The organism is Vibrio sp. 1-Bac 57 (assembly GCF_037546855.1).
Lineage (GTDB): Bacteria > Pseudomonadota > Gammaproteobacteria > Enterobacterales > Psychromonadaceae > Psychromonas.
The window spans coordinates 143,923-167,816 of sequence record NZ_JALAAC010000007.1 but is presented as its reverse complement, the minus strand read 5'-3'; the positions used below and the strand labels follow the sequence as shown (position 1 = coordinate 167,816).

24 protein-coding genes are annotated in these 23,894 nt (G+C 37.9%); 4 read left to right on the top strand and 20 right to left on the bottom strand.

What is annotated here, in order from left to right:
- Nucleotides 1–897 precede the first annotated feature (897 nt).
- From cobB to yceD, 18 genes are all read right to left on the bottom strand, one after another.
- Nucleotides 898–1,602 (bottom strand): Sir2 family NAD+-dependent deacetylase, encoded by a 705-nt coding sequence (gene cobB / locus MT391_RS06920; RefSeq protein ID WP_499441294.1) that lies wholly within the window; start codon nucleotides 1,600–1,602, stop codon nucleotides 898–900.
- A gap of 254 nt (nucleotides 1,603–1,856) precedes the next feature.
- A complete protein-coding gene (locus MT391_RS06915; protein ID WP_028870016.1) occupies nucleotides 1,857–2,162 on the bottom strand; it encodes an integration host factor subunit alpha in 306 nt (101 codons plus the stop codon).
- A gap of 3 nt (nucleotides 2,163–2,165) precedes the next feature.
- Nucleotides 2,166–4,553: a phenylalanine--tRNA ligase subunit beta gene (pheT, locus tag MT391_RS06910; RefSeq protein WP_499497298.1), complete on the bottom strand. Its 2,388-nt coding sequence runs from the start codon at nucleotides 4,551–4,553 to the stop codon at nucleotides 2,166–2,168.
- A 12-nt stretch (nucleotides 4,554–4,565) separates the two neighbouring features.
- The gene (gene pheS / locus MT391_RS06905) at nucleotides 4,566–5,546 is read right to left on the bottom strand and encodes a phenylalanine--tRNA ligase subunit alpha (RefSeq protein ID WP_499497297.1); all 981 of its coding nucleotides are present in this window, start codon (nucleotides 5,544–5,546) and stop codon (nucleotides 4,566–4,568) included.
- Between the two features lie 167 nt (nucleotides 5,547–5,713).
- Nucleotides 5,714–6,325 carry a fumarylacetoacetate hydrolase family protein gene (locus tag MT391_RS06900; protein WP_499497296.1) on the bottom strand — a complete coding sequence of 204 codons (612 nt, stop codon included), beginning with the start codon at nucleotides 6,323–6,325 and terminating at the stop codon, nucleotides 5,714–5,716.
- Nucleotides 6,326–6,509: 184 nt separating this feature from the next.
- Nucleotides 6,510–7,286, bottom strand: a complete 777-nt coding sequence (locus tag MT391_RS06895) for a TatD family hydrolase (RefSeq protein ID WP_499497295.1) — start codon at nucleotides 7,284–7,286, stop codon at nucleotides 6,510–6,512.
- On the bottom strand, nucleotides 7,280–8,308 hold the full coding sequence (gene holB, locus MT391_RS06890) for a DNA polymerase III subunit delta' (RefSeq protein ID WP_499497294.1): 1,029 nt from the start codon (nucleotides 8,306–8,308) through the stop codon (nucleotides 7,280–7,282). Before holB ends, MT391_RS06895 begins: the two co-directional genes overlap by 7 nt.
- Nucleotides 8,309–8,310: 2 nt before the next feature.
- Nucleotides 8,311–8,964, bottom strand: coding sequence for a dTMP kinase (tmk, locus tag MT391_RS06885; RefSeq protein ID WP_499497293.1), 654 nt, complete (start codon nucleotides 8,962–8,964; stop codon nucleotides 8,311–8,313).
- A gap of 1 nt (nucleotide 8,965) precedes the next feature.
- The gene (gene mltG, locus MT391_RS06880) at nucleotides 8,966–9,961 is read right to left on the bottom strand and encodes an endolytic transglycosylase MltG (RefSeq protein WP_499497292.1); all 996 of its coding nucleotides are present in this window, start codon (nucleotides 9,959–9,961) and stop codon (nucleotides 8,966–8,968) included.
- Complete coding sequence (gene pabC, locus MT391_RS06875; protein WP_499497291.1) at nucleotides 9,961–10,779, bottom strand: aminodeoxychorismate lyase; 819 nt, start codon at nucleotides 10,777–10,779, stop codon at nucleotides 9,961–9,963. The genes mltG and pabC overlap by 1 nt, the downstream gene beginning before the upstream one ends.
- Before the next feature lie 182 nt (nucleotides 10,780–10,961).
- Nucleotides 10,962–12,203: a beta-ketoacyl-ACP synthase II gene (fabF, locus tag MT391_RS06870; protein ID WP_028870007.1), complete on the bottom strand. Its 1,242-nt coding sequence runs from the start codon at nucleotides 12,201–12,203 to the stop codon at nucleotides 10,962–10,964.
- Nucleotides 12,204–12,358: 155 nt separating this feature from the next.
- Complete coding sequence (gene acpP / locus MT391_RS06865) at nucleotides 12,359–12,592, bottom strand: acyl carrier protein (protein WP_025562459.1); 234 nt, start codon at nucleotides 12,590–12,592, stop codon at nucleotides 12,359–12,361.
- Between the two features lie 173 nt (nucleotides 12,593–12,765).
- Nucleotides 12,766–13,500 carry a 3-oxoacyl-ACP reductase FabG gene (gene fabG / locus MT391_RS06860; protein WP_028870006.1) on the bottom strand — a complete coding sequence of 245 codons (735 nt, stop codon included), beginning with the start codon at nucleotides 13,498–13,500 and terminating at the stop codon, nucleotides 12,766–12,768.
- Between the two features lie 2 nt (nucleotides 13,501–13,502).
- Nucleotides 13,503–14,444 (bottom strand): ACP S-malonyltransferase, encoded by a 942-nt coding sequence (gene fabD, locus MT391_RS06855; protein WP_028870005.1) that lies wholly within the window; start codon nucleotides 14,442–14,444, stop codon nucleotides 13,503–13,505.
- Between the two features lie 78 nt (nucleotides 14,445–14,522).
- Complete coding sequence (locus tag MT391_RS06850) at nucleotides 14,523–15,482, bottom strand: beta-ketoacyl-ACP synthase III (RefSeq protein ID WP_028870004.1); 960 nt, start codon at nucleotides 15,480–15,482, stop codon at nucleotides 14,523–14,525.
- Entirely contained in the window at nucleotides 15,475–16,515 is a 1,041-nt protein-coding gene (gene plsX, locus MT391_RS06845) for a phosphate acyltransferase PlsX (RefSeq protein WP_182689593.1), read from the bottom strand. The genes MT391_RS06850 and plsX overlap by 8 nt, the downstream gene beginning before the upstream one ends.
- Nucleotides 16,516–16,524: 9 nt before the next feature.
- Nucleotides 16,525–16,695 (bottom strand): 50S ribosomal protein L32, encoded by a 171-nt coding sequence (gene rpmF / locus MT391_RS06840; protein WP_025562454.1) that lies wholly within the window; start codon nucleotides 16,693–16,695, stop codon nucleotides 16,525–16,527.
- Between the two features lie 18 nt (nucleotides 16,696–16,713).
- Entirely contained in the window at nucleotides 16,714–17,235 is a 522-nt protein-coding gene (gene yceD, locus MT391_RS06835; protein ID WP_028870002.1) for a 23S rRNA accumulation protein YceD, read from the bottom strand.
- A 136-nt stretch (nucleotides 17,236–17,371) separates the two neighbouring features.
- On the opposite strand from yceD, the gene MT391_RS06830 reads away from it, so the two are divergent.
- From MT391_RS06830 to MT391_RS06815, 4 genes are all read left to right on the top strand, one after another.
- Entirely contained in the window at nucleotides 17,372–17,953 is a 582-nt protein-coding gene (locus tag MT391_RS06830) for a Maf family protein (protein WP_028870001.1), read from the top strand.
- A 326-nt stretch (nucleotides 17,954–18,279) separates the two neighbouring features.
- The gene (locus tag MT391_RS06825; RefSeq protein ID WP_499497290.1) at nucleotides 18,280–18,519 is read left to right on the top strand and encodes a hypothetical protein; all 240 of its coding nucleotides are present in this window, start codon (nucleotides 18,280–18,282) and stop codon (nucleotides 18,517–18,519) included.
- A 163-nt stretch (nucleotides 18,520–18,682) separates the two neighbouring features.
- Complete coding sequence (locus MT391_RS06820) at nucleotides 18,683–19,381, top strand: hypothetical protein (protein ID WP_499497289.1); 699 nt, start codon at nucleotides 18,683–18,685, stop codon at nucleotides 19,379–19,381.
- A 219-nt stretch (nucleotides 19,382–19,600) separates the two neighbouring features.
- A complete protein-coding gene (locus MT391_RS06815; RefSeq protein ID WP_499497288.1) occupies nucleotides 19,601–19,864 on the top strand; it encodes a glutaredoxin family protein in 264 nt (87 codons plus the stop codon).
- A gap of 86 nt (nucleotides 19,865–19,950) precedes the next feature.
- Here MT391_RS06815 and MT391_RS06810 read toward each other — a convergent pair whose 3' ends face one another.
- Nucleotides 19,951–20,937 (bottom strand): GGDEF domain-containing protein, encoded by a 987-nt coding sequence (locus MT391_RS06810; protein WP_499497287.1) that lies wholly within the window; start codon nucleotides 20,935–20,937, stop codon nucleotides 19,951–19,953.
- Nucleotides 20,938–21,259: 322 nt separating this feature from the next.
- The gene (gene uvrB / locus MT391_RS06805; protein WP_499441320.1) at nucleotides 21,260–23,284 is read right to left on the bottom strand and encodes an excinuclease ABC subunit UvrB; all 2,025 of its coding nucleotides are present in this window, start codon (nucleotides 23,282–23,284) and stop codon (nucleotides 21,260–21,262) included.
- Between the last annotated feature and the right edge of the window lie 610 nt (nucleotides 23,285–23,894).

Sequence of the window (23,894 nt, the reverse complement as noted above, 5' to 3'; positions counted from 1 at the left end):
TCGTGGTTAACTCGCTTGTGATTTTAAAGCAATTAACCACGAAGCCGCTGCGCTGCACAGAGAACACGAAGAACACGAAGAACAGATTAAAAAAGGGATTTAAAAGTGCGGATCTACGTAAAAGTTAAATTTTTACTTATTAACAAGTTATAGGTTTCATGGTTTGATTTATCCTTCTTAGCTCTTCGTGCCTTCGTGGTTAATCAGCTTTTGATTTTAAAACAATTAACCACGAAGCCGCTCCGCTGCCCAGAGAACACGAAGAAAGGCTTCAAAAAGGGATTTAAAAGTACGGATCTACGTAAAAGTTAAATTTTTACTTATTAACAAGTTATAGGTTTCATGGTTTGATTTATCCTTCTTAACTCTTCGTGCCTTCGTGGTTAATCAGCTTTTGATTTTAAAGCGATTAGCCACGAAGCCGCTGCGCTGCACAGAGAGCACGAAGAAAAGATTAAAAATGAAGATCAAGCTAAAAAGTAAATTTTAATCACTTATTAACGGGTTATGGTTTGATTCATCCTTCTGCACTCTTCGTGCCTTCGTGGTTAACTCGCTTGTGATTTTAAAGCAATTAACCTCGAAACCGTTCCGCTGTACAGAGAACACGAAGAAAAGATTAAAAATGAGGATCAAGCTAAAAAATAAATTTTAATCGCTTATTACAAGGTAAGGGAATCATCGTTTGATTCATCCTTCTCCACCCTTCGTGTCTTCGTGGTTAATTGCTTTTGAATTTGCACTTAAAAAACCAGATGGAACAATACAAACATTAACCTTTGATTGCTTATTAACGAGTTAAGAATGTTGACTCGCCCTTATCCACCCTTCAAAGCTTCAAAGCTTCAAAGCTTCAGGTTATTTCGCTTTTGGTCACTATAAAACCAGTGATTAGTTTTATGCTAATAGGTTTTTAACCAATTCAGGCACTAATTGAGTCGCCTTACCTTCTAGTATGGTATCGAAATGACTATGCTCATTACGTTCTAGGTTAACCTCAATAGAATCAGCTCCTGCACTTTTAGCTTCTTCAACAAATCCCGCTGCTGGATAAACAGTGCCGGAAGTACCAATCGCTATAAATAAATCGGCTTGCGCAAGATGATGATAAATAATATCTAGACCTATGGGCATTTCGCCGAACCAAACAATATGAGGCCTTAAAGGTAACGGGTATTGACAACAGGTACAAAAATCATCACTGGTTAAATCCGTTTTCCAAGGAATGACTTGATTGGTTTTAGCACAACGTACTTTTAATAATTCACCATGCATATGAATAACGCTCTTTGAGCCTGCTTGTTCATGTAAATCATCTATATTTTGAGTGACAAGTAGAAACTCTCCTTCAAATTTTTGTTCCAATTCCGCTAACGCATAATGTGCAGCATTAGGTTTATTTTCTCCTAAACAAAAACTATGGCGTCGTTTATTATAAAAATCTAATACCAATTCAGGATCGCGTTGATAACCATCCAAAGTCGCGACATCTTCAAGTTTATATTTTTCCCACAAACCATCCTTTGCACGAAACGTTTCAATACCTGACTCAGCAGAAATGCCTGCTCCTGTTAACACTACTATTTTTTTATATTTACTCACTACTTTAAACCCCAATCAAAAACATAACCCCAACAGCATAAAGCTGAGCTCTATTTATTAATGCCTTATTCACGAAAACCTCAATGCAATCTTAATATTGACAATATGACTTTTGATAAACGAAATTAAAGTATCAAAAAAGTCATTGTTAATTGTAATGTTATATCAGAAAAAGTTTGTGGTTCAGTTCATATTCCAACCGAATTTGAGGCAAAAAAAAAGCCGCTAAGCGACTTTCTTTAAAAGGGAATAAATTATTTTTTAGGCTTATCTGAAAGACTCGTTTCTACTAACTCTTTCAATTTCTGACCCGCTTTAAAAGTAACAACTCGTCGGGCCTCTATAGGTATGTCCTCACCAGTTTTAGGATTACGACCTGGCCGTTCTCCTTTATCCTTTAGCTCAAATCCACCAAAGCCTGATATTTTAACTGGTGAACCAGCTTCAAGAGTTGATTTTATTTCTTCGAAAAAAGATTCTACAAACTCTTTAGCTTCTCGTTTGCTTAATCCGATTTCTTCCGATAAATGTGCCGCTATCTCAGCTTTTGTCAGTGCCATAAATTAATCTCTCAACGATGCATGAAATTCCGTAGAAACCGCTTCAACTATTGAATTAACACTATCAGCAATCTCCTGTTCTTCCAAAGTACGTGTCGCGTCTTGTAATATTAAGCCTATTGCTAAGCTTTTCTTACCGTCTTCAACACCCAATCCTTTGTATACGTCAAACAAGTTTATGCTAACTAGCTGAGATCCGCCAATTTTTTCTATAAATTTGAGGACCTTACCTGCATTTACTTGATCATCGACCACAAAAGCGAGATCTCGGTTGTTTGCAGGGAACTTAGAAATGTCTCCAGCTTGAGGTAATTGACGGGTTAAAATAGCATCAATTTCTATTTCAAATACAATGGCTTGGCCGTTTAAAGCAAAGGTTTTTTTCAAACTTGGGTGCAAAGTACCTATGTATCCGACTTTAATACCATTACGGTAAATAGTTGCAGATTGACCAGGATGTAAAGCACTGTGTTTCTCTGCTTTAAATTCAAAACTTGTATCATCAACAGCTAAATCCAGTACGGCTTCCAAATCTGCTTTAAGATCAAAGAAATCAGCAACACGCGTTTCAATCGCCCAGTGCTCGTCATTAACGTTACCAATGATCACACCTGAAAGCATTGCTTGTTGGCGAATACCATTTTCAGCTTGCTCATCCTTGATAAAACGTAAACCAGTTTCAAATAAACGCACACGATTTTGTTGACGCTTTTGGTTTTTAGACACGCTATCTAACAAACCGGTCCATAAACTAACGCGCATTGCTGACATATCTTTAGAGATAGGATGTGGCAAAATCAATGCATCCGCTTCAGGATGTAATTTAAGTTGCTTATCAGGGTCAACAAAACTGTAAGTGATCGCTTCTTGGTATTCACGGTTCACTAATACATCACGGATTTTAGATAATTTTAAACGTGATTCATTATGAGCAGGCATAGTTAATGCTGCTTGTGGTGCAATATTAGGAATATTATTGTAGCCGTATACACGTGCTACTTCTTCAATTAAATCTTCTTCAATTTCCATATCAAAACGGTAGCTCGGTGCAAGTGCAGACCAACCTTCTGCCGTTTCAGATACTACACAACCTAATTGCGTTAAGATTTGTAGAACACGTTCAGAATCAATTGAAATACCAATTAAACGATCTAACTTACTACGGCGTAACTCAATAGTAGCTTGTGTTGGTAGAGTCGCTTCGTTTACTGCTTCGGTAATTGGGCCAACTTGACCACCACAAATATCAACTAATAATTGTGTTGCTCGCTCCATTGCAGTTGCCTGAAGTAATGGATCAACACCACGTTCATAACGATGAGAAGCGTCTGTATGTAAACCGTAGCTACGCGCACGACCCGCAATCGCTAATGGTGCAAAGAAAGCACTTTCTAAGAAGATATCTGTTGAACCTTCCTGAACGCCAGAATCTTGACCGCCAAAAATACCGGCCATTGCTAGTGCTTTAGATTGATCTGCAATCACTAATGTATCTGCATTTAACTTAACTTCTTTACCATCTAATAAAGTTAACTTTTCATCTTGATTAGCAAGGCGAACTTCAATGCCTCCATCTAATTTAGATAGGTCAAAGGCATGCATTGGATGACCAAACTCAAGTAACACATATTGTGTAATATCAACTACAGCATCAACACTTCGCACACCACAACGGCGTAGTTTTTCAACCATCCATAAAGGAGTTGTTGCATTTTGGTTAATACCTTTGATCACTCGACCAAGGTAACGAGGACATGCTTCAGGTGCTTGCAGGTTAATAGCGACTTGGTCATCGATAGAAACAGCTACATTTTCCCACGTTGGTTGAGTTGCATGTGTACTGTTTAATACTGCAACTTCACGGGCAAGACCTGCAATACCTAAACAATCAGCACGGTTAGCGGTTAAATCAACGTCAATAATCACATCATCAAGTTGTAAGTATTCACGAACACACTGACCGATAGGCGCATCTAATGGCAATTCAATAATGCCCTCAGCGCTTTCTGCCATGCCTAATTCAGACTCGCTACACAACATGCCAAATGAAGGTTGACCGCGTAGTTTTGCTTTTTTAATTTTAAAGTCACCCGGTAAAACGGCACCTACAACAGCAACCGCTACTTTTAATCCTAGGCGACAGTTTTTAGCTCCACAAACAATATCAATTAACTCATCTGAGCCGATATTAATTTTGGTAACTTGTAATTTGTCTGCATCAGGGTGTTGGCCACATTCAACCACTTCACCCACGACTACTTTACTAAATTCACCTGCAACGGGCTCTACGTCATCAACCTCAAGACCGGCCATAGTAATTTGATGCGTTAATTCATCACGTGTAATTTCTGGGTTAACCCACTCGCGTAACCAAGCTTCACTAAATTTCATTATTATTAACCCTTATTTGAATTGCTTGAGGAAACGAAGATCGTTTTCAAAGAATGAACGTAAATCATTTACGTCGTAACGCAGCATTGTTAAACGCTCAATACCCATACCAAAGGCAAAACCAGAATATTTCTCAGGGTCAACACCCATTGATTTTAATACTGTTGGGTGCACCATGCCGCAGCCTAATACTTCTAACCAACCATTTTTACCTTTCACATCTACTTCAGCAGAAGGTTCTGTAAATGGGAAGTAAGATGGACGGAAACGCACTTCTAAATCTTGCTCGAAGAAGTTATGTAGGAAGTCGTGTAAAATACCTTTAAGTTGCGTAAAGCTGACATTTTCAGCAATCATCAACCCTTCAACCTGATGGAACATTGGCGTATGTGTTTGGTCGTAATCATTACGGTAAACACGTCCCGGTGAAATAATACGTACCGGTGGCTCTTGGTTCTCCATGGTACGGATTTGTACACCCGATGTTTGTGTACGCAATACTAAGTCTGGATTAAAGTAAAAAGTATCGTGGTCAGCACGTGCAGGATGATGCGGCGGAATATTTAGGGCATCGAAATTGTGGTAACCGTCTTCAATTTCAGGACCGTCTTTCACTTCAAAACCTAATTCGCTAAAGAACTCAACAATACGTTCAGTTGTGCGCGTAACAGGATGCACATTACCTTGTTTAGCACCACGGCCAGGTAAAGTCACATCAATGGTTTCAGAAGCTAATTTGTCATTTAAAATCGCTTCTTCCATCCCTTTTTTACGTTCAACTAATACTGCTTGAATCGCTTGTTTTGCTTTATTAATTAATTGACCTGCCGCTGGCTTTTCAGCAGGAGGTAATTTGCCTAAGCCTTTCATTTGCTCAGTCATTAGGCCTTTTTTGCCCAGATACTGTAAACGAATCTCTTCTAATTCATTAGTATCTGCGGCGCTTTCGATCTGTTGTTGCGCATTAGCAACGATTTCATCTAGATGCTGCATTTAATTTACTCTACTTTAGTACAAGTGATAAAAAATATGGATGTAATTTTACGCAGATCAAATAGATATGGCTAGTGCTGAGGAGGATTTGCAGAGGATAAAACACTGGAAATGAGTATTTATTTCACTCAAAACCAGTGCAACATAAAAGCAGGATGAACTAAGCGTTACAACACAGTCCAAGTTTGTGTTAATAATAATTTACCTTGATCAAATATTTGTCCGGTAAATTTATCACCTTGATTCACTTTTCCGACACCTTTTGGTGTTCCCGTCATCAAAATATCGTTTGTTTCAAAAGACATAAATTCATTAACTGCTTGTACAATCTGTAACGGCTTATAAATCATTAATTCGTAATTCGCTTGTTGTATCACCTGATCATTAATCGACAAGACCAAGCTCAGTGAGTCGACTTGATGCTCAAAACTGACAAACTCTGAAAACACGGCTGACGCGTCAAAAGCTTTAGATCTTTCCCAGGGTAAAGATTTGCTTTTAAGCACGCTTTGTACTTCTCGCTTGGTGAGATCTAACCCAATACCAACGCCTATAAACTGATTATTCTCAACAATAAATGAAATTTCAGCCTCATAATGAATTGCGTCAACGGCATGTGTTTTTATATCAGCAGCGATAGCAGAGTTAGGTTTAACAAAAATAACCGGCTCAGTAGGCACTTCATTATTCAGTTCCGCAATATGCTCAACATAATTACGGCCAATACAAACCACTTTCGAAGGAGTAATTGTTTTTCCATTTAATAATACTGATTGCATGGGTGATCCTTATATATAAAAACTAATTTCTTCGTTCAACTAAGCGTTGCTAATCTAAATATTGATAAGTTAAGTATTCCTAAGCTAAGTATTTTCAAACTAGGCATTCTCAAACTAGGTATTCTTAAACCAAGCGTTACCAAACCGAGCATGACCAATTGAATTAGGTTTAACTACAAATAGGTTATCTTTTCGCACCTTTAAATAGCGTGAAGTAGTTTTCAGTAGTAACTTTAGCAAGCTCTTCAAATGTCACCCCTTTTAATTCAGCAACAAATTGTGCAACGTCGTAGGTGTAAGCTGGTTCATTTTCTTCCCCTCGATGTGGAACTGGTGCTAAATAAGGAGAATCCGTTTCTACCAATAAACGTTCCAAGGGTACCGCTTTTATTACTGCCTGCAATTCTTTTGCATTCTTAAAGGTCACAATGCCCGAGACAGAAATATAAAAACCCATTTCCATCGCGGCTTCTGCCATTTCGATTGATTCAGTAAAACAATGTAAAACGCCACCTACTTGCTCAGCGCCTTCTTCGCGAAGAATGTCTAAGGTTTCTTGTCGGGCACCACGAGTATGAATAATTAAAGGTTTATTGAGTTGTTTAGCCACTCTAATTTGTTTACGAAATGCATCGATTTGCCATTCTTTTGTTTCCGGAGAATAGAAAAAATCTAAACCAGTTTCCCCTATTGCAACCACATTCTCTGCACTTGCATATTCTAGCAATAAGGCTTCATCCATCACCGCTTCTTCGTATAACGGATGTACGCCACAGGTGCTAGAGACTTGTTTAAAAGGTGCAATCATTGCAGCCATTGCGGGGTAATCCTGTAACGTCACGCAAACACTCAATAAATGAGTAATGCCTTTTGCCTGTGCTTTTTCAATAACCTCAGCAATATCGGTATGTTTTTCTCCATATTTTAATCGATCAAGATGACAATGAGAGTCTACTAACATACAGTAATTTCCTTAAATTCATTTTTAATTTTTATTAATAACGCATTAATCAATAATTCTTTTTTAAGCGCCGAATGCCCCGTTAATAGGCTGCGTGTTTTTAATATTTCGTCGCTTAATAAACGTAAACTTTTTAACGACAATTGAGTTTGCCAAATTTGCAATTGCGGTAAAGCAAAGTAATAAATAGCATCAGGGTCAAGCTGATTACCGTTCAATTTTAATTTATGCAGATCGTGTAACAAATGAAATAATAATAATAGATTTTGCTCAACATCCTTCGCTAATAATTGTGCAAAGGAAAACAAATTAATAGGCTCATATAAAAGAGAAAATAACCCTTCAATACATTGCCGACGAGTATCAAGAGATGCATCTTCTTGCAACGCTTTCAAGTGGTTGAGCAAGGCTAATGGACTATTTTGAAACCAGCGTAATACGCCAACATCACTAACTTGAAAACCAAATTGATACAACCAATCAATTAAGGTTTGATCATCGGGACTGTGTAAATGTGTTTGTTGCAGACGGCTTAATAAGGTCGGCATCAATTGATGATATGTTCGTGTTAATAAAATTAAATAACTATCACCTTGCGGCTCTTCAAGAGTTTTCAACAATGCATTAGCAGCCGCTTCGGTTAATTGGTCGGCACCTTTAATTAACACCACTTTATTATTACCAAGTTGTGGACGCTCATTCAATTTATCTGTTAATAAGCGAATTTGATCAATACCGATTGATTTATTTTTTTCAGCTTCCAATAGATTAAAATCAAGATGATTATTAGCACTAAAGAGCTGGCAGGAGTGACATTCAAAGCAGGCGTCATCATGTTGTTTATTACTGCATAATAAATACTGGGCTAATTGTCGTGCTAATTTATATTTACCAATACCACTACTGCCAGTAAACAGCAGACCGTGCGCAAAACGCCCTTGACGATAGGCATCCTGTAAATGCGCATAGAAAGGGGTTAACCAAGGCGTATTCACATTTTCAAAAATATTACTTTCCGGCATTTTTATAAACTCGCTAACCATGCGTCAAGCTGTCGATTAATATCAATTTCAACCTGCTCAAATGTTTGACTTGCATCGATACATACCGCATTTTTTTCTTCGTTAACCAGTTGCTGAAAAACAGCACGTGAACGATTAAAGAAATCAATGGCTAAACGCTCAATACGATCTAATTCACCTCGGCCACGGGCTCTTGCGAGTCCCAACTCAGGTTCAATATCTAAAAATAGAGTGAAGTCCGCTTTAAAATCACCTAACGCAACCTGCTTAATATCATTGATCAGGTTTGTATTGATACCACGTCCACCACCTTGATAGGCAAGTGAAGACCAATTATGGCGATCACCAATCACCACATGACCAGCTGTTAAAGCGGGTTTTATTTTATGCTCAACCAGTTGTACTCGTGCCGCGTACATGATCAGTAATTCCGCTTTATCAGCTAATTGTTCGTCTGCTACATCCATTTTGACTATATCACGCATTTTTTCAGCTAATACAGTTCCACCAGGTTCTCGCGTAAAAGCGAGTTGTTGTTCAGCAAGCCCCTTTGATAATAACCACTTTTTAATGTATTGAATGGCCGTCGTTTTACCTGCTCCTTCTAAGCCTTCAATAACAATAAATTTACCCGCTAATTTTTCTAATACAGACATGCTACTTTCCTCGGATATATTTATTAACGGCATTATTATGCTCTCTCAAATTTTTAGAAAAATAAGAGGTCCCGTCGCCTTTGCTGACAAAATATAAGTAACGCGTTTTCGCAGGATGTAAAGCTGCATACATTGCTTCTTCACTCGGCATTGCAATTGGCGTCGGTGGCAAACCGTTAATGGTATACGTATTGTAAGCTGTTTTTTCCTGCAAATCTTTCTTACGGATACGCCCGTCGTAGCGTTCTCCCATGCCATAGATAACCGTCGGATCGGTTTGTAAACGCATACCAATACGTAAACGGTTAACAAACACTGATGCTATTTTATCTCTATCGTTTGCAAGCCCACTCTCTTTTTCAATAATAGAGGCCATGATCAGCGCTTCATAGGGTGTTTTATAGGGTAAATTTTTGTCTCTTTCTGGCCATAATTTATCTAATACCATTTGTTGATGCAAATAGGCTTTTTTAACAATGCTAAAAGCGCTCATATCAGCGGTGTAATGATAGGTCTCTGGGAATAATAACCCCTCTAGCTTTGTTGCTTTACTATCTAATTTAGTTAACAACGTTTGCTCAGATTCTTGTAATGGTTGAATATGTTGTGCATTTTGCAATATCACTAACCAGTCTTTATAGGTACTGCCTTCAACAAATGTTAATTTAAATTGAAACTCACGTCCGGTAGTTAAAATGGTTAAAATCTCTGCTAATGATGCACCTTTAGGTAACTCATAGGTGCCTGATTTTATTTTAGTTAACTCAGGCTTCAATTTAGAAACTACTTTCCACCATCGATCAGAATCTAATAAATCTTGTTCAATTAGCTGCGGCGCAAGATGTGCAAAATAACGCCCTTCGGACAAGGTAAATAACTGTGTTTGTTGTACTCTTGGTACATGTAAATATTTATCTATCTGTTGCTGCGCCCATAAAAAAGCAATGCTCAGACAAATACTGATAAATATTAAAGCTAAGATAATTTTTTTGACCATTAGTAACCACTTCCTTGCTTAAGCTTAATTTGTAAATCAGTTACCTGCTGCAACTGTTGTTGAGAATATGTTATATCTTCATATTGCTTCACTGGCACAATCCCCATTAACGCATTAGTTAATAGCATACAAGACGCTTGTTTAACTTGTTCGACGGTCAATTCAGCTTCAGTCACATCAATATCGATATGTTGCATAATACGCTGACGCATCACTCCAGCTACGCCACAATAATCTAATTTAGGCGTCAACCACTGCCCATTTAGGTGAATAAAAAGATTCGCACTGCAGGCCTCAATAACATGCCCAAACTCATCACATACTAAGCCTTCTACTGCATTTAATGAGCTTAGTTCTTGTTTGATAAAGACTTGTTCTAATCTCGCTAATGACTTTAACCCAGCTAATTGTTTATTTCGCCCCAATTGACTTTGGCATTGCACAATGTCAATTCCCTGTGTTTGCCATTCAAAATAATGCACTGGGAATGGTGATAAGCTAATGATGCGCATCGGTTGCTCACAACCTTCAGCACTATAGCCCCGACCACCACTACCGCGAGTTAATATGATTTTTAACACATAATTTGCTTCTGCTTTCACCGTAGTTGCACAGCTAAGCACCTCACTTTGAAGTTGCAACCAATCGATAGCAGGAAAAAATAAACGCGAGGCGCCTAGCTGTAAACGTTGTAGATGAAGTTGCCAATCAACAACCTTGCCATATTCGACTTTTATGGTGGAAAACAAACCGTCCCCATAGCCTAAACCGCGATCACTTGCATCGATTGAGTTATGTTGTTCACCGTTAATAAACATCAGCTTACTGCCACCTATTTTAAAGTAATTGCTAATACAGGGTTAAACAAAGCTAATAAGAAAGCACTTGTGCTCAATACAAGTCACTTGTACTGAAAATAAGCGACTTTAGCGATGTAAAATTTAGACATAAAAAAACCCGAGTCAATATCGGGTTTTCATTTTATAGGTAATGCGTAAAACTAGATACGTTTAAAGATTAACGTACCATTTGTTCCACCAAATCCAAATGAATTCGATAGTGCATACTCTATATTCGAAGGACGCGCTTTACCATCTGTTACGTAATCTAAATCACAACCTTCACTTGGGTTTTTAAGATTGATAGTAGGTGGAGCGACTTGATCTTTAATTGCAAGTACACTGAAAATAGCTTCAATTGCACCAGCAGCGCCTAATAAATGCCCAGTCATGGATTTAGTAGAACTCATCATTACTGATTTTGCATCTTCTCCCCATATACCTTTAACAGCTTGTGTTTCAGCAATATCACCAGCAGGTGTTGAAGTGCCATGTGCATTAATATATTGAATATCTGCAGCGTTAATACCCGCGTCTTTAATCGCATTTTTCATTGCTAACGCAGCGCCTGCACCACTTTCTGGTGGTGAAGTCATGTGATAAGCATCACCACTCATACCAAAACCAACAAACTCAGCATAAATTTTTGCACCGCGTGCTTTTGCGTGTTCGTATTCTTCAATCACTAACACACCAGCGCCGTCACCTAATACAAAACCGTCACGAGACTCATCCCACGGGCGACTTGCAGTTTCTGGCGAATCGTTACGTGTCGATAATGCACGTGCGGCACCAAAACCACCCATGCCCATTTCAGTCGATGCTTTTTCAGCGCCGCCTACAATCATTACATCTGCATCACCATATTGGATCATGCGAGCACCTAAACCGATACTATGCGTACCCGTTGTGCAGGCCGTTGTCACCGCAATGTTCGGACCTTTCAGTCCATTATTAATAGAAACATGACCTGAAATCATATTAATAATTGTCGCTGGGACAAAAAATGGACTAATTTTACGAGGGCCACTTTTTGCAAAATTATCTTTGTTTTGTTCAATGATACCAAGACCACCAATACCAGAACCAATAGCAACACCAATGCGTTCAGCGTTATCATCATTAATGATTAAACCTGAATCCTTGATTGCTTGATCAGCAGCTGCTACACCGTATTGAATAAATAGGTCCATCTTACGTGCTTCTTTCTTTGGCATGTATTCTTCGACATTAAAGTCTCGAATTAAACCAGCGAATTTAGTAGAAAACTTCTCTGTATCAAAGTGCTCAATATTTGAGATCCCACTTTGACCAGCTTGAATGGCCTGCCACGATTGCTCTACTGTATTACCTACTGGCGATATCATACCTAAACCGGTTACTACAACTCGACGCTTTGACACTAGACTCTCCTAAATGAGGCTTTAAAAACAATAACTAAAAACTTTAAATAAAATACTTAGGTATTGCTAAAGAAAATGATTGGATTCAAACTATAAAAAACAAAAGGCGGTCAGAAGACCGCCTTTAGAAATTAACTACACTTTAAAGTGAAGAATTAACCGTTGTTAACAACGTAATCAATAGCAGATTGAACAGTCGTGATTTTCTCTGCTTCGTCATCTGGGATCTCTGTATCGAATTCTTCTTCAAGAGCCATTACAAGCTCAACTGTGTCTAGTGAATCAGCACCAAGATCGTCAACGAAAGAAGCTTCGTTTTTAACTTCGTCAAGTTGAACACCTAATTGTTCAACGATGATGTTTTTTACGCGTTCTTCGATATTGCTCATTTTTTATCTTCCTTTGTAATTACGCTTTTGCGTTAAGTTGCGGTAGTTTATTCTATCGCGTTTAATATTCAAGTATTCTATCACTGGTTAGACCAGTATTTTACGACTTTAATCAATAAATTATAGAATATCTATCTTTTTCAGGTTAATTTGATAACTCAACAAGTCAAAAATTAGACCATGTACATGCCGCCATTAACGTGAATTGTTTCACCATTAATGTAAGCCGCACCTTCAGAGGCTAAAAATACAACAGTTGCAGCAATCTCTTTCGGATCACCTAAACGACCAGCTGGTACGTTTGCTAAAGTATTGGCACGTTGCTCTTCGTTTAATGCTTTAGTCATATCTGTTTCAATGAAACCAGGTGCTACTGTATTAACAGTAATGCCACGGCTTGCCACTTCACGAGCTAATGATTTAGTAAAGCCAATTACGCCCGCTTTCGCTGCTGCATAGTTAGTTTGACCAGCATTACCCATCGTACCGACTACAGAGCCTACATTAATAATGCGACCAGCACGCTTTTTCATCATAGGACGAAGCGCCGCTTTGCTCAATTTAAAGATAGGCGTTAAGTTAGTACCAATGATGTCATCCCACTCTGCATCTTTCATACGCATCAATAGGTTGTCACGAGTGATACCTGCATTATTCACTAACACATCAACAGTACCAAACTCTTTCTTAATGTCAGCAAATAATGCTTCAATAGACTCGTTTTCTGTGACGTTCAAGACAAAACCTTTACCCGCATCACCTAAATATTCACTGATTGCAGCTGCGCCACTTTCACTCGTCGCGGTTCCTAATACAGTTGCACCTAATGCAACAAAACTTTCGGCAATAGCACGACCGATACCACGGCTTGCACCAGTGACTAAAACAACTTGATCTTGCATACTCATTCTTATTCTCCTTTAACTGCAGCTAATGCAGCGTCTAAACTTGCTGAATCATTGATAGCTTGCGCAGCAACACCTTTTTCAATACGACGAACCAAACCACTTAACACTTTGCCAGGGCCTGCTTCCACTTGAAGATTAATGCCTTGGGCGGCCATTTTCACTACAATATCAGTCCAGCGTACAGGACAATATAGTTGGCGCACTAACGCATCTTTGATTTTGTTAGCTTCAGTTTCAATCGCGACATCAACATTATTAATCACTGAAATTTTCGGTGTATTAAATGTAATAGAACGCAGTGCAACGGCTAATTCATCGGCAGCAGGTTTCATCAATGCACAGTGAGAGGGTACAGAAACAGGTAATGGTAATGCGCGTTTAGCACCTGCTTCCTTACACAATATACCGGCACGCTCTACTGCATCTTTGTTACCAGCGATAACAACTTGTCCTGGTGAGTTAAAATTGACAGGAGAAACAACTTCGCCTTGCGCAGCTTGTTCACAAGCCGCTTTTATTTCTGCATCACCTAAACCGATGATCGCATACATTGCACCAACACCAGCTGGTACAGCTTGTTGCATTAATTGACCACGTAACTCAACTAATTTAAGGGCATCATTAAAATCAATCACACCAGCACACACTAATGCAGAATATTCACCTAAACTATGGCCAGCAATTGTTGTTGGTAACTCACCGCCAACTTCTGCCCATACACGCCAAATTGCTACAGATGCAGCCAATAATGCTGGTTGTGTTTTATCTGTTTGGTTTAACAACTCAGCAGGACCTTCTTGGGTTAATGCCCACAGGTCATAACCCAACGTTGCACTTGCTTCTTTAAACGTATCAACAACAACAGGATAGGTTGCCGCTAAATCAGCCAACATGCCCACACTTTGTGAGCCTTGACCAGGAAAGGCGAATGTAAAGTTTGTCATCTTTATTCCTAAATTTTGTATTAACAATTTTTAAAATGAAACTTGGAAGTTAATAGTGTTAGTAACTAGTAAAGTTAATTACATAACAACCAATGCACTACCCCAAGTAAAACCACCACCAAATGCTTCTAATAACACTAAATGGCCTGGTTTAATTTTGCCACTTCTTACCCCTTCATCCAAAGCAAGTGGTACAGATGCTGCAGAAGTGTTGCCTTGCTTATCAAGTGCTAAAATAACTTGATCCATAGACATCTCTAATTTTTTTGCCGTTGCTGCGATAATACGAAGGTTCGCTTGATGCGGTACTAACCAGTCTAGTTTTTCTTTTTCAATATTATTAGCGGCTAAAGTATCAACAACCACTTGGCTTAGTTTTTTAACTGCTACTTTAAATACTTCATTGCCCGCCATCGTTAAATATGAATTACTCAATAATGCATTTTTATCGCGGCCAACATTTGGCAGTTTGAGTAAATCACCAAAACGACCATCGGCATTGATATGAGTCGATAAAATACCAGGTTCTTCCGTTGCTGTTAGCACGGCTGCACCGGCACCATCACCAAATAGAATAATAGTACTGCGATCTTCTGGATCACAAGTACTCGCCAATGTATCTGCACCAATCACGAGCACGTTTTTGGCACCGCCGGCTTTAATGAAATTATCTGCAACGCTTAAGGCATAAGTAAATCCAGCACAGGCAGCTGCAACGTCAAAGGCTGGTATATCATAGATACCTAATAAATTTTGCACTTCACAAGCTGCTGAAGGGAATGCATTATGGTTACTTGTGGTTGCCACAATAATTAAATCTAAATCCGACGCACTCATACCAGCCGCCTCTAACGCTAGATCACTAGCTTTCTTGCCCATGAAAGCGATTGTTTCTTGCTCATTAGCAATGCGACGTTCTTTAATGCCAGTACGTACAGTGATCCATTCATCACTGGTATCAACCATTTTTTCTAAATCCTGGTTGGTGCGCACTGCTGTTGGTAAATAACTACCCGTACCTATAATTTTGCTATTCATGTGATAAACAATCTCGCTCTGCTAGGACAGATTCCAACCTTGCGCTAATACAAGCAGGTATCTGCCATTGAATTTCTTTAATGGCTTGTTCTATTGCATAGAAAAATGCACTTTCATTTGCACTTCCATGACTTTTTACAACAATGCCACGTAATCCGATTAAACTTGCTCCATTATACAGATCTGGATGCAAATTTTTTAATTGGTTTTTTATTATTGGATTCAATACTTTACCCAATAAACGGCTATACCAAGTTGAATTTATCGCTTGCTGTAATCGTGCAAAAAAAACACGTCCCATGCCTTCATAACTTTTAAGCGCTATATTACCACTGAACCCATCCGTCACAACGACATCTGCACGTCCGTCGAATAGTTCATTGGCTTCGATATAACCGATGTAATTAATAAACTCAGTAGCAGACAACATCTCTGCACATTGTTTAATCGTTTCATTACCTTTATTGCTTTCGCGTCCAACATTTAGTAATGAAACCGATGGAGCATTTAATTGCTCAACTTGTTCACAAAGTACGCTGCCCATCAATGCAAAATTAAACAGAGTATCACACCCACATTGCAAATTTGCACCTAAATCCATTAAGTAACTGTGACCACCACGATTATTTGGTAGTGCAGAGACTAAAGCGGGTCTTGAAATACCCTCTAATGTTTTTAAGGTATGCTTAGCTAGTAACATTAATGCGCCAGTATTACCTGCGCTGACACAAGCATCTGCCTCTCCGTTAGCCACTAATTGTAACGCAACGAGCATTGAAGATTGAGATCGATGACGTAAAACAGAAACAGGATCATCTTCCATTGATATGGTTTCTGGTGCGTGTACAAACTTTATTCTATTGTGATTAAGTAGCTGATATTTTTTTAATAGAGGAGTTATTTGTTGGGCATCACCAACGATAGTAATGAACAAATTTGGGTGTAACTGTAGGGATTTGGTACTTGCAGATAAAGAAATATGGGGGCCAAAATCACCCCCCATGGCATCAAGCGCAATGGTAAAGTTACGCAAAGTAATAACTTACTTTTCGATTACTTTTTTGCCTTTGTAGAAGCCGTCAGCAGTAACGTGATGACGACGGTGAGTTTCACCAGAAGTACTATCAACAGTTAAAGTAGGTGCACTTAGTGCATCATGTGAACGACGCATACCGCGTTTTGAAGGAGTCTTACGACTTTTTTGTACTGCCATTTTAAAAATTCCTGCTAGTTACTTGAGCTTTAGCTTCGCTAGAGCATCAAATGGGTTAGGACGTTCTTGCTCTTCCTCAATTTCGCCAAAGCTACTTTCGTAGTTGCCATATTTACATTCTGCTATTGCATGTTTTGCAATTTGCGGAAGTGTTAATAACAGCTCATCTTCAACTATTTGATGAAGGTTTACCTCCCCATTTTCATCGTAATAAATGGGTTCATAAACGTCTGGTAAATTATTTTCCTGTTCTTTATTAAGAACGGGACAATACGTAAATTCAGCTTCACACTGATAAGTCATAGGCTCATTGCACCGTTGACAAGTGAGTTCTACTGCGACACTTGCTTTACCTTTGAATATTCTCAGCTTTTGCTGGTCCACATCAAACGAAAAAGCAGTATCGATATCAGAGTGAATACTGTTTGTTGACTCTCCTAATCTGCTTAATAAAGACTTATCGAGGCTAGCAACTAGCTCCAGTCTATTATTAGCAGCGCGAACAGAATCAACGCTAATCGGTAGTTTAACCTTTTGCATGGTCGCGAATAATATAGATAGAGTTCAATATAGTCAAAGAAAAAGCGTTATTTTTCTTAAGTTTTTATTCAGCTATCGCTTTATTCTTTCACAGTCCTTAAAATAAACTCATTTTTCCACTTAAGTAAGGTTTATTATGCCACAGAAGCTAGTGTTAGCATCGACTTCACCGTTTAGAAAAGAGCTATTAACAAAGCTACATCTAGACTTTTCAACAGCTAACCCACACGTAAACGAAGAGGAATTACCTGGAGAAACGGCAATCCAATTAGTAGAAAGATTGGCGATAGCAAAGGCTCAAGCAGTTGTTAGCGAATTTCCAGACGCCTTAATCATAGGTTCAGATCAAGTGTGTTTAAACGACGGTAAAATCTTAGGTAAACCCGGTAACTTTGAAAATGCATTTAAACAATTAAAAGCAGCCAGTGGTCAACACGTTACTTTTTATACTGGATTAGCGGTAGTTAATAGCAAAACGGGACAAGTACACTCTTTAGTTGAACCTTTCGACGTCTATTTTCGTGATTTATCAGATGCAATGATCACTAATTACCTTAACAAAGAGCAACCTTATAATTGTGCAGGAAGTTTCAAAAGTGAAGGTTTTGGTATTAGCTTATTTAGTCGATTTGAAGGGAAAGATCCAAATAGTTTAATTGGGCTTCCACTTATCTCTTTGATTGAGTTATTAGAAAAAGAAGGGTTTTCCGTGCTTTAAGCAAGATGTTGGCACTTACTACTGCATTAGCTAGTCGCAAAGTACCTTAGCAAAATACCTTAGCAAAGTTGCGTAGCAGAGTTCGTAGTAACAGCACAGTAAAATGTACCTCAGCAATATTCTAATAACGTCGGGCAGGATCTGGTTAATAGGCCAACTCCTGCCCCTAATAATAGATGATCTACATAATGTATAATTCACTTCCTATCACAGTCGTCGCCGACCAGACATTTTCTAGTGCACTAAGCCCTTTAATAAAAAAATTAGAAATGAGGATAAACTTTCAAGCTTTAAAGGCAAATTGGTATGAAGATGAAAGGATTATTTTGTCCATTAATTTTATGCTAGTAAAGACAATAGAAGAAAAACAGCTGACAACAGAACATTGGGTGGTCGATACTGGCATTGCTTATCAACACCAAGGTAATAACCTAAATACACAAGCCTTGATTGCCATTGCAGACTTAGTAAAAATAAATAAAGGTATTGAACAAGCAATAAAAAATCGACTAATACAGGTTGCAAATGCCATTGCCAAACAGCATCAACTAACACCATTCGCTTAGTATTGAAACAGTGTGATAGTTACCCAGCTTAGAAATGTTATAAACTTTACATAGGATTTACATAGCAGTATAAGATAGAGAAATGTTGCAAATGATAATGTCTTTATCAAAATGCTGTTTAATTGCTCAACCTAAAAAACTTCCTCATTAAAAGTATTAAATAATGCTACTAAATAAATATACTACTTACTCATTACTTATCTTGATATGGATCCCTGCATTGATGTTAGATTCTACATTGATACAAGATACTAACTTTGATAATAAGTTGTTTACATCAATCATAATTATGAGTTTATGGGCTTTTCTTTTTATTAAAGTCAATACATCACTAAAAAAACTAATGATCATCATGGTGCCTTTATCATGGCTTGGCGAGCTGATCTGTTGTCTATGGCTTGATATGTATAATTATAGGAATGATGGCATTCCCCTATACGTGCCCTTTGGTCATGCTGTAATTTATATCACCGGTTTATTAATCAGTAACGTAAAATTAATCCAGAAAAATGAACACAAAATTAAAATGGTCTTAGTGCCCTTTTTCATTCTATTATTTTTGACCGTATCGATAGTGCTCACCGACACCCTAAGCGCCTGTTTAGCGCTATTGTTTTTTTATCTGCTGCAGCGCAAAAACTACGCTATTTTATATCTAATAATGAGTCTATTGGTCTTATATCTAGAAATTATCGGTACGCAGCTTGGCACCTGGTATTGGCATTCGAACTGGTGGTTATTCACAACCATTAATCCACCTGTAGGGGCTATCGTTATTTATATTGCTGGTGATATATTATTAAAAAAGCTAACCACCTTGCGCGGTAATAAAATGTCAAAAACAGCCACAAAAGCAGAGTGATAGTTGATACAAAGTAAAAATAGGCTTTTTAACATTTATCTGTCAATCAACGAAATGGACAAATGGGAGGGATATTTAGACGAATGGTCGCTACGAACACCAATTCATTGTTTATAATTCACTTGAATTTACAAATATCAATCAGCAAAATGAAGCAACAAAAATCAGTCAGTAAAAATTAAACGCTATAACAACCAGTTCCACTTTTAAGGAAGCAAAATGACATTATCACAAACACCAGTAAAATCTCTGTCTCTTTATCATTACGATGCTTGCCCATATTGTGCAATGACACGCAAAGCGATACAAAAATTAGGGTTGGATATAGAGCACAGAAATATCCAACAGCAAACTCAACATCGTAATGATTTAATTCAAGGTGGCGGTAAAAAACAAGTACCATGTTTACGCATCGAGCATGCTAGCGGTGAAACACAATGGTTATATGAATCCAATGACATCATTAATTTTATATCGCAATAATGACTGTTGTCATCGCTCGTTCAAGTATGCGCAATAAAATAATTGCTTAACAATATATCAGCGTATTTATTCAGCCATCTTCCAAGTTAATCATTTAGTTTGGAAGTTGACTTAACTAAATACATATTTTTATCTGCTTTATGGATCAGGGAGTCAGGAGAACAAAAATTAGTGGGTCCGGTCTGAGCATAACCAATGCTCATGGTTAGTTTATCCAAATTTTCATGTACTTCATTAGCTAAACGTAATCCAAAGGTTTGCTCTACTTGTTGTTCAACACAATTAGGGAAAATAATGCAAAATTCATCTCCACCGTATCTAAATGCTTGATCCTCTACACGCGTCATTTTTTTTATGGCTTTTGCCACTGCAAGTAAAATTTCATTACCTTTTTGATGCCCTTGTGCATCATTAATCTGTTTAAAATCATTAATATCAATGTACACCAAGGTGACTGGTTGTGAATGTCGCTCCGCTATTTGTAATGTACTGGTGAGAATACCATTCAAGTCCCGTACATTGAGTAAACCAGTTAAAGGATCTTTCCTTGCTTGCTCCTTCAAGTCTTTAACAACTTCTTCACGTTTAGCTTCGTATACGTAAACCATTGCCCAAATTGCAGCAAGCGTAAACCCTACATTCCCCATAACAATCCAGTGTACTTCGGTATTACTCGCCCACACTAATTGCCCTAGCGCTGCTAAGCCGCCAGAAACACTAAAAAAGGTGATCACTGTTCCTGCTTTTAGCCCTAACAGTAGATAAGAGAGAATGGGAAAAATAAACAGCCATGAGAATAGCCCGACCATAAAATTAGTGATCATAATTCCATATATGACCAGGAAGTAAAAAGTACATAAATAGACAAAAGACCATCTCTGTAAATATTGTATTGTATTACTAATAACTAATATCCAACTCCAAAAGCTCGCAATAATTGCTTCCATAATTGAAAAAAGATGAAACCCTGCGAGCCAATTAGTCACAGCAAAAAAACTTGCTGCAAAAATGGTTACAACGAGTAAAACCCGTAGTGTAGTGCGACGATATCCATATTCTTCAGTTTCCATCATTAATTTTCCATTCTTGGATTCAACTAAAAAGTGTCAGTCCATTTTGATCACTTATAAGTATGACTTATTATTTTAAGTATAATGGTGATTTTTACTGCTGCAGTCTACTTTTATGTTAATGAGAGGTTATGCACTGCCTACTTGTTCATCTTCATCTATATTAATGAGGTGTATCACATTTTATTAGTGCCAATTAGAAAAAAAGAAATGAGCATTAATTATGTAGAACTAGATAATTGATACTCGTTACCATTGAAGAAACAAAATCTACAAGACATGAAGCGACCAGATTCTGGCTATAAATATAAACAGCCATAAGTGTTTATCCCACAGATAGAAGTTGCTCATGTAATTTGGACACTTGATCGCGTAACTGTGCTGCCTTCTCAAACTCTAATGCTTTAGCAAAAGCGAACATTTCTTTCTCAAGTTTGGCAATCTCTTTTAAGATATCTTGCTCTGTACGCAGTGGTTTCTTAGATTGATATAAAACCCCATTCTCAGCTACGTTAAGCGGTGTAATATTACTTCTAGGTTGCGGTTTTTGCCCTAATTGCATTACATCAGTTACTTCTTTTGACAGACCTTTAGGTTCAATACCATTGGCTTTATTAAAATCATCCTGCAATATTCGTCTATCTTCTGTGACTTTAATGGCTTTACGCATCGACTCAGTAATTCTATCCGCATATAAAATAGCTCGCCCCTCTAAATTACGTGCAGCCCTACCCATAGTTTGAATTAACGAACGCTCCGAACGTAAAAATCCTTCTTTATCCGCATCTAAAATAGCCACTAAAGAAACTTCAGGAATATCCAAACCTTCGCGCAATAAGTTGATACCAATTAATACGTCGAATATACCTAAACGTAAATCGCGTATGATTTCAACTCGTTCCACCGTATCAACATCTGAATGTAAATAACGCACTTTAATACCATGTTCATTCAGGTATTCTGTTAAGTCCTCTGCCATACGTTTTGTTAAGGTGGTGACTAATACACGCTCACTTTTTGCAACGCGAATATTAATTTCAGATAACAGGTCATCTACCTGTGTAGTTACCGGACGGACTTCGATGATTGGATCTAATAATCCTGTGGGGCGTATCACCTGTCTAATAATATCTCCCTGTGATTTATTAATCTCATAATCACTTGGAGTCGCCGACACATAAATAGTTTGTGGTGCTAACTTTTCAAACTCTTCAAACATTAACGGACGGTTATCTAACGCAGAAGGTAAACGAAAACCATAATTGACCAAATTTTCTTTACGTGACCGATCACCTTTATACATAGCACCAATTTGTGGAACCGTAACGTGGCTTTCATCAATTATCAATAACCCATCATTAGGTAGGTAATCAAACAAAGTAGGTGGAGCTTCCCCTACTCCACGGCTGGATAAATAACGAGAATAATTCTCAATACCCGAACAATAACCGAGTTCATTCATCATTTCTAAATCATATAAAGTACGTTGCGAAATCCGTTGCTCTTCAATAAGTTTATTTTCAGCTAAAAACGTTTTCTTTCTATCCTGTAACTCTTCTTTAATACCATCTATCGCCTTTAGGATTTGCTCTTTGGGTGTTACATAGTGTGTTTTAGGGAAGATAGTGGTACGTGAGAGTTTTTCTATTTGCTGACCCGTCAATGGGTCGAAAATGCTAATCGCTTCTACTTCGTCATCAAATAATTCCACACGAATAGCTTCTTTTTCAGAGTCTGCAGGGAAAATATCAACGACTTCACCACGGACACGAAAGGTGCCTCGGCTTAACTCTGTTTCATTGCGTGTATATTGAATATCGACTAAACGCTGTAAAATATCTCTGCTAGAAATCATTTCACCGACACTAATATGCAACATCATTTTAAGATACAATTGTGGGTCACCCAAACCGTAAATAGCAGAAACGGAAGCTACTAAGACAACATCATCACGCTCTAATAAGGCTTTTGTTGCCGATAAACGCATCTGTTCAATATGAGCATTAACAGCGGCATCTTTTTCTATGAAGGAGTCTGAACTTGGGACATAAGCTTCTGGCTGGTAGTAATCGTAATATGAAACAAAATATTCAACAGCGTTGTTTGGAAAGAAAGCTTTCATCTCACCGTACAATTGTGCGGCAAGCGTTTTATTAGGCGCTAAAATAAGAGTTGGTTTATTTAATTGAGCAATGGTGTTTGCCAAGGTAAAGGTTTTGCCTGAGCCAGTCACCCCTAATAAGGTTTGATATGCCAATCCTGACTCAATGCCATCAACTAACTTAGCAATCGCCTGTGGTTGATCTCCTGCAGGAGAGAATGGACAAACTAACTCGAATGCTTTACTCATAAATCCTCGTTATTGATTTTAATTCAAAAGTTAATCTTATCATTATACCGATCACCACTAAAATGAACATTTTTTAGCTATCGATAAAAAACATAAATATCAGTAATGCCTGAAAACAGGGATTACGATTAAATTATTCGACAAACATAATATTTACAAGGCTAAAAATAACAATAAATGACCTTATTTGGCATTTTAAGTCATTGCTAATTTTTCAAAAGTTCAATATTCATGCGAAACAAAAGCACTCTTTATAATAAACACAACGCTGATCGCCTGTTTAATAAACAGGCAATGTAAATTCTGTAATCCGTATTTTTGTCAATTAAAATAAATGTCTTTTTTAACAAATAATGCACAGAAAATGATTGACAAGGCATAAATCAAAAGCGAGTTTATAGGCAAGGGACAAAACCTTAAAAAAACCACTTGACGATTATAACCAATTGAAAAATATAGGTTTAATTTCATGCTCAAAAATACTTCGATTTAATCAAACCCAAGGTATAGCAAGGCTTTCAGCACGATCTTCATTAACTTCCCACAGACTTATCCACAGAAAAAGTGGATAACCATCGCTAGCCTAGAGTTTATCAGTGTTACAGAAAGA

Coding starts and splice junctions, on each gene's coding strand:
- MT391_RS06915 (WP_028870016.1), bottom strand. CDS start 2,162: ATGGCACTGACAAAAGCTGAGATAGCGGCACATTTATCGGAAGAAATC.
- pheT (WP_499497298.1), bottom strand. CDS start 4,553: ATGAAATTTAGTGAAGCTTGGTTACGCGAGTGGGTTAACCCAGAAATT.
- pheS (WP_499497297.1), bottom strand. CDS start 5,546: ATGCAGCATCTAGATGAAATCGTTGCTAATGCGCAACAACAGATCGAA.
- MT391_RS06900 (WP_499497296.1), bottom strand. CDS start 6,325: ATGCAATCAGTATTATTAAATGGAAAAACAATTACTCCTTCGAAAGTG.
- MT391_RS06895 (WP_499497295.1), bottom strand. CDS start 7,286: ATGTTAGTAGACTCTCATTGTCATCTTGATCGATTAAAATATGGAGAA.
- holB (WP_499497294.1), bottom strand. CDS start 8,308: ATGCCGGAAAGTAATATTTTTGAAAATGTGAATACGCCTTGGTTAACC.
- tmk (WP_499497293.1), bottom strand. CDS start 8,964: ATGTCTGTATTAGAAAAATTAGCGGGTAAATTTATTGTTATTGAAGGC.
- mltG (WP_499497292.1), bottom strand. CDS start 9,961: ATGGTCAAAAAAATTATCTTAGCTTTAATATTTATCAGTATTTGTCTG.
- pabC (WP_499497291.1), bottom strand. CDS start 10,779: ATGTTTATTAACGGTGAACAACATAACTCAATCGATGCAAGTGATCGC.
- acpP (WP_025562459.1), bottom strand. CDS start 12,592: ATGAGCAATATCGAAGAACGCGTAAAAAACATCATCGTTGAACAATTA.
- fabG (WP_028870006.1), bottom strand. CDS start 13,500: ATGAGTATGCAAGATCAAGTTGTTTTAGTCACTGGTGCAAGCCGTGGT.
- fabD (WP_028870005.1), bottom strand. CDS start 14,444: ATGACAAACTTTACATTCGCCTTTCCTGGTCAAGGCTCACAAAGTGTG.
- MT391_RS06850 (WP_028870004.1), bottom strand. CDS start 15,482: ATGAATAGCAAAATTATAGGTACGGGTAGTTATTTACCAACAGCAGTG.
- rpmF (WP_025562454.1), bottom strand. CDS start 16,695: ATGGCAGTACAAAAAAGTCGTAAGACTCCTTCAAAACGCGGTATGCGT.
- yceD (WP_028870002.1), bottom strand. CDS start 17,235: ATGCAAAAGGTTAAACTACCGATTAGCGTTGATTCTGTTCGCGCTGCT.
- MT391_RS06830 (WP_028870001.1), top strand. CDS start 17,372: ATGCCACAGAAGCTAGTGTTAGCATCGACTTCACCGTTTAGAAAAGAG.
- MT391_RS06820 (WP_499497289.1), top strand. CDS start 18,683: ATGCTACTAAATAAATATACTACTTACTCATTACTTATCTTGATATGG.
- MT391_RS06815 (WP_499497288.1), top strand. CDS start 19,601: ATGACATTATCACAAACACCAGTAAAATCTCTGTCTCTTTATCATTAC.
- MT391_RS06810 (WP_499497287.1), bottom strand. CDS start 20,937: ATGATGGAAACTGAAGAATATGGATATCGTCGCACTACACTACGGGTT.
- uvrB (WP_499441320.1), bottom strand. CDS start 23,284: ATGAGTAAAGCATTCGAGTTAGTTTGTCCATTCTCTCCTGCAGGAGAT.